The following is a 7,081-nucleotide window of genomic DNA, read 5'->3' as shown; positions in this document are numbered from 1 at the left end:
CACACTCTAAGCAATGATTCTCTACTCTAAGTTCCAAAGAGATCAATAATGCTAAAATGTGTCTTTTTTATGTTTTGGAGGTGTTTTTAAGTTTTTTCATTGGAGAGTTTGTTATGAAAAAATTATATGCCCCACAAGCAGCGAGTGAATTAAAACGTTCTCGTTTTTCTTTGGTTAAAGTTCTTTCGTTGGCTATAGCTGCTACATTCTTATCGAATGTTACGCCTGTTTTTTCAGCAAATCCTGATTTTAGAAACACCTTTCTTGAAGGTGTAAAAAGTGTTGGTATATCTTATCCACAAAGCATTTTCTCTGTTGCTGGTTTGAATGTTTCTGAAGACTATGCAAATTTTCTAATCAATTTTTTTTCTGATACGGATGATAATAGTTCCATAATAAATGTTTTGACAGAAGGTAGCCGTTTTGCGCGAGTTGGAAATGTTGGTGATAAAAAAGCGCCACAACTTACAAGAATAGCGGTTAACGATAAAGGCATGAGTACGGATAATATTGCTGTGCGAAAATTGCCAAAAACATTTGTTAAAAAAGGGCGGATGCTGCCTGTTGAGGGTGGTAATAGTGATGATATTTTGCTGTCTGACGCTAATAGTTTAGCAAGGAGGGGGAGTACATATGCAACTAATAATGATATAAAAATAGGAAACAGTCCGGATGCGAAGGGTGCTAATATTATTGCTATTGGTAACAACATAAAGGTATATTCAAAAGTTTCCATGTATGAATCTGTTGTTAATATCGGCAACAATACGCAAATCTACGCTCCTGCTACTACTGTTATTGGTGGATGGGCAAAAGCGAGCGAAATGGGCGGTGTTGCTATAGGAAGTAATTCTGTAGCTGATAGGGCTGATGGCGTTTTGGGGTATGCTTCTTTGCAGCAGGGACCGGCAAAAAACACTGAAGTGCAATGGAAAAGTACGCAGGGTGCCGTTAGTTTTGGTAATCCTAGTAAGGGCATAACGCGGCAGATTATAGGTGTAGCAGCTGGTAGTGAACCTACTGATGCAGTAAATGTTATACAGTTAAAAGATTTAGAAAGTGTCGTAAGAAAAGGCGGTTGGAAACTCTCTGTTGGGGGTAAGAATGGTAAAACCGTTATTATGGACAGTACGGTAGATTTTTCCACTGGAAGTACAAATCTTACGATTACAAAAGGTGATAAAGATAATAATGTAAAATTTGATCTATCTAAGGAAATTGCAGTCAATAAAGTAACTGCAGGAAGCAGTACCCTAGACGCAACAGGTTTAGTGATTGCCAATGGTCCGAAAATAACCACCGGTGGTATAGATGTTGGCAGTAAAAAGATAACAGGAGTGGCAACGGGTACTGAAAGCACCGATGCGGTGAATTTTGGACAGCTGAAGGAAATAAAAGAACAGGTAGCAACTAGTAGTTTCGTAAAACAAGATGCACAGACGAAGTTCATAACCATTGGTAAGGATACAGATGGCGATAAAATCACAATTGCCAATAAAGATAATAAAACCAGAATTCTTTCTGGTGTTGCATCTGGCACGAACGACACTGATGCCGTGAATGTTGCGCAGCTAAAAGCTCTAAAAAACTCTATAACTTCAAGTTGGGATCTCTCTGTTGAGGGTGCAGATACGACGAGTGTTAATTCAACTAGTCCAATGGATTTGGCAGCTGGAAGTAGCAACCTAAATATTACAAAAGGCAAAGAGGACAATAAGGTAAAATTTGATTTAGCAAAGGACATCACACTGGAGAGCGTAAAGGCAGGTGCAAATACTTTAGACGAAACAGGCTTAATGATTACAGGTGGTCCGAAAATAACAACTAGTGGTATTGATGCTGGCAATAAAGAGCTAAAAGGCGTTAAAGATGGGGCGCTCTCAGTAGGATCGACAGAAGCGGTAAATGGTTCACAACTTTTGGCAACAAATAATGAAATTGCTGATGTAAGAGACAGTATTCTTGTTAAGCAAGAAGAAGGGATGGCGTTAAGTCGCAGTCTCCGTGCTGAGGGATCAGGTGTTATCACCATTGGGAAAGGAACTGGTGGCACTGAAATCAGCATTCTGAATAAAGATAATGGGGCAAGGAAAATTTCCGGTCTATTAGGTGGCGATCTCAGTGCAAATTCAGATGAAGCAGTCACTGGTTCTCAGTTGTTTACTACAAATCAAAATGTTACAACTGTAACAAGTGATCTCAAAACAGTATCTGAGAATATAGCCAAATATTTCGGTGGTGGCGCTAAATATGAAAATGGCGCTTGGACTGCTCCTAAATTTACTGTTAAGTCCGTTAAGGATGATGGCGAAACAGAAAACAAAGAATATCCTGATGTAGCGGATGCACTTGCAGGAGTTGGAAGTTCTATCACGAATGTTCAGAATAAATTGACTGAACAGGTTAATAATGTAATTACCAAAGTGGAAAGCGAGAGCTTTGTTCAGCAAGATAAGACAACGAGTCGTCTCACTATTGGTGCAAAAGTAGGTGGCACAGAAATCAATATTGCAAATGAAAACGGTGCGGATCGGATAATTTCTGGTGTTGGGGAAGCAAAGAACAATAATGATGCTGTTAACAAAAGCCAGCTTGATAGCAATATCAAGAGTGTCAATGATAATGTAACAAATAAGTTTAGCGAACTTACTAAAAACATAACGAATATTACTCAGCAAGTTAAAGGTGATGCTTTGTTATGGAATGATGAAGCTAATGCCTTTGTAGCACGTCATGAAAAGAGCAAAGAAGAAAAAGGCAGAGCTGTAGCGACTCAAGATAACAGCAAAATTACGTTTCTTTTAGATGGTGATGTTTCTAAAGATTCAACGGATGCTGTCACGGGTGGACAGCTTTATTCGCTGAACGAACAACTTGCAACCTATTTTGGTGGTAGTGCTGGCTATGATGAGCAAGGACAATGGAAAGCTCCAAGTTTTAAGGTTAAGACAGTTAAGGATGATGGTAAATCTGAAGAGAAAACTTATAGCAATGTGGCGGATGCTTTGGCTGGAGTTGGTACTTCTGTTACGAATGTAAAAAATGAGATCAGCAAAGAGATTACGAATGTAGTGAGTGAAAGCATTGTCAAGCAGGATAGGATGGGTCTTATTACTATTGGTGCGGAAAGAGGCGGCAATAAAATCAATATTTTAAATCGGGATGGTGATGCTCGAATTCTTTCTGGTGTTAAGGCAGCGCAAAATGGGGACGAGGCAGTCAATAAAGCGCAGCTTGATGCAAGTCTGAAGGATCTTTCCAGCAGCCTTCAGTCAGAAGATTCAGCAGTGGTTCTCTACGATAAAAAAGAAGACGGAATAGTTGACTATAGCAGTGTGACTTTAGGCAAAGGTAAGGATGCAGAACCAGTTGCGCTTCATAATGTAAAAGATGGTGTCATTGGTGAGAGCTCACATGATGCGATTAATGGTAGTCAGATCAATACAATTTCTCAGGATTTAGCTAAGTTTCTTGGTGGTGATGCAAAATTTGTTGGCGGTATGTTTACAGGACCAACCTACAAGTTATCTAAGGTTGATGCAGATGGTAATATAACAGACGGCTTTTTTAAAGATGTTGGTAGTGCATTTACTGGTCTTGATGCAAATATCAAGAATGTGAATGCGCGGATTAAAGAAGTTTCTGAAGGGGTAGCGCAGGATTCTTTGAATTGGAGTAATAAAGCCAATGCCTTTGTAGCACGTCATGAAAAGAGCAAAGAAGAAAAAGGCAGAGCTGTAAGGAGACAGGAAAACAGTAGAATTACGTTTCTTGCAAATGGTGACATTACCTCGAACTCAACAGATGCCATTAATGGTGGACAACTCTATTCGATGAGTAACACTCTTGCGACATATTTAGATAGTGGTGCTGGCTATGATGAGAGTGGACAATGGAAAGCTCCCAATTTTGTTATCAAGAAAGTTGATGCAGCAGGCAAAGAAAGTGAGAAAAGCTATAAGAGTGTAGCGGAAGCCCTTTCTGATATTAGTACTTCTGTCACGAATGTTCATAATGATGTGACTAATGTTGTCAGTGATAGCCTCGTCAAACAGGATGATGGAGATGCTGGTCGTATTACTATTGGCGCCAAAACAGAAGGTACAGAAATCAACATTGCCAATAAAAGTGGTGTGGATCGGATTCTTTCTGGTGTGAAGAAAGCTGTGAATGATAATGAAGCGGTTAACAAAAGTCAGCTTGATGAAAGTTTAGAGAAGCTTTCTAATAGTTTTCAATCTGATGACTCAGCTGTTGTTCATTACGATAAAAAAGATGGTGATAATGGCGGCATTAATTACACGAGTGTGACTCTAGGTAAAGGTAAGGATAAGGCAGCTGTAGGACTCCATAATGTTGCCGATGGTCAGATTGCCAAGGGTTCACATGATGCAATCTCGGGTGGTCAGATTAATAAAATCGGTGAGGATGTAGCTAAGTTTTTAGGTGGTGATGCTGCATTTAAAGAGGGTGTTTTTACCGCTCCGACTTATAAAATCTCTAATGTTTCTGACGATGGTACAGTAACGACTAATTCACATAACGATGTTGGTAGCGCCTTTGCGGGTCTTGATACGAGTGTCAAGAATGTGAACACTCATCTGTCTAATGAGGTCAAAAAGTTTGATGAAAAACTGAGTAATATTACGCAAGCAGTTCAAGGCGATGCATTGTTATGGGGTAAGACTAAAGGTGCGTTTGTAGCGACGCATGGGGACAATAAAGAGAACAGCAAGCTTACATCACTTGCAGATGGCTCTATAGTATCAGGCTCGAGTGATGCGATTACGGGTGGACAGATTTATGATCTGCAAAAACAGTTTGCGACCTATTTTGGTGGAGGAGCAGGTTACGATAAAGATGGACAATGGAAAGCTCCAAGTTTTGTGATCAAGAAAGTTGATGCAGAAGGTAAAGAAAGTGAGGAAAGCTATAAGAGTGTAGCGGAAGCATTTGCTGGAGTTGCGAGTTCTATCACGAATGTTCATAATGATGTGACCAATGTAGTTAGTGATAGCCTTGCGAAGCAGGATGAAAAGACAAAAGTTATCACTATTGGTAAAGAAGTAGAAGGCAGTGAAGTCAACATAGCCAACAAGACTGGTACGGATCGGACACTTTCAGGTGTTGGTGAAGCAACAAAGGATAATGAAGCTGTTAACAAAGGTCAGCTTGATAAAAGATTAGAGAAGCTTTCTAACAGTCTTCAGTCTGATGATTCAGCTGTTGTTCACTACGATAAAAAAGAGGGTGAGAATGGCGGCATTGATTACACGAGTGTGACTTTAGGTAAAGGTAAGGGTGCAGGACCAGTTGCACTTCATAATGTCAAAGATGGTGTCATTGGTGAGAGTTCACATGATGCGATTAATGGTAGTCAGATCAACACGATTTCTCAGAATGTAGCTAAATTCCTTGGTGGCGATGCAAAATTTGTTGAGGGTACGTTTACAGGACCAACCTACAAGTTATCCAAGGTTGATACAGCTGGTAATATAACAAATGGCTCTTTTAATGATGTTGGGAGTGCTTTTGCCGGTCTTGATGAGAATATCAAGAATGTGAATGCACGGATTAAAGAAGTTTCTGAAGGAGTAGCGCAAGATTCTTTGTTATGGAATGATGAAGCCAATGCCTTTGTAGCACGTCATGAGAAGAAGCAAGAAGAACAAGGCAGAGCTTTAAGGACACAAGAAAACAGTAGAATTACGTTTCTAGCAAATGGTGAGATTAGCGCTAAATCAACAGATGCTGTTACGGGTAATCAGCTTTTTGAAACGAATGATAAGGTTGTTACTTATTTAGGAGGCAATGCAGCTTTTAATAATGGTGCGTTTACAGGGCCGACCTATAGTTTATCGGAGATTGATAAAGATGGTAAGATAACAGCCAAACCTTTTACCAATGTTGGTTCAGCTTTTGAAGGACTTGATACAAATATCAAGAATGTCAATCAGAGGATTAAGGAAGTTTCTGAAGGAGTCGCACAGGATTCTTTGAATTGGAATAATGAAGCCAATGCATTTGTGGCTAAGCATGGAACGGAAGGAAACAATAGCAAATTGAAGTTTCTTTTAGATGGAGAAATTTCTAAAGGTTCAACAGAAGCGATCACTGGCAACCAACTTTATTCAATGAATCAAGCAGTTGCGACGTATTTGGGTGGAGGTGCTGGCTATGAAAATGGAAAATGGGTTGCACCCACATTCAAGCTTGAAACTGTCAATTCTGATGGTAGTGCTGGTGAGGAAAAGGTTTACAATAGTGTAGCGGAAGCACTTGCAGGTGTTGCAAGTTCTATTACGAATGTTCACAATGATGTGACCAATGTAGTCAGTGATAGCCTTGCCAAGCAGGATGATAATACGAAGGTTATCACTATTGGTAAAGAAGTAGAAGGTACAGAACTCAATATTGCCAACAGTAAGAAAGAAGACCGGATACTTTCAGGTGTTAAGGCAGGAGTACTTTCAGCAGAATCGACAGAAGTTGTAAATGGCTCTCAGTTATTTGCAACTAATAAAAATGTTACGACAGTGAGTACTAATCTAGACAGTGTTTCTAAAAATACATCGAGCTATTTAGGTGGTGGTGCTGATGTGCTTGTAGGCAATCTTCCGACGTATGTTGTTGGTGGTCAGTCATATCATGATGTTGGTTCAGCTTTTAGCGGTGTTGATACATCGCTGACAGATCTTCATAATGAGCTTTCTAAGAACAGCAATGAACTTACACAGACCATTGAGCAGAATGCTTTGTTATGGAATGATGAAGCCAATGCCTTTGTAGCACGTCATGTAAAGAACAAAGAGAAAGATGGTCAAGTTATAGCGGAACAAGAAAACAGCAAATTAAAGTTTCTATTAGATGGAGAAATTTCTAAAGGTTCGACAGAGGCGATCACTGGCAATCAGCTTTATTCAATGAATCAGACATTTTCTGAGTATTTTGGTGGAGGAGCAGGTTATGATAAAGATGGAAAATGGAAAGCTCCAAGTTTTGTGATCAAGAAAGTTGATGCAGAAGGTAAAGAAAGTGAGGAAAGCTATAAGAGTGTAGCGGAAGCACTTTCTGATATTAG

The 7,081-nt window shown here is 39.7% G+C and carries 1 pseudogene; it reads left to right on the top strand.

What is annotated here, in order from left to right:
* Nucleotides 1-113: 113 nt before the first annotated feature.
* Nucleotides 114-7,081: pseudogene (locus ACFIM8_RS08740) on the top strand (hypothetical protein); the annotation flags it as partial.

The organism is Bartonella sp. AC535YNZD, from assembly GCF_042196625.1.
GTDB lineage: Bacteria > Pseudomonadota > Alphaproteobacteria > Rhizobiales > Rhizobiaceae > Bartonella.
The sequence above is the reverse complement of the archived record's forward strand: the minus strand, read 5'-3'. Positions and strand labels throughout refer to the sequence as shown.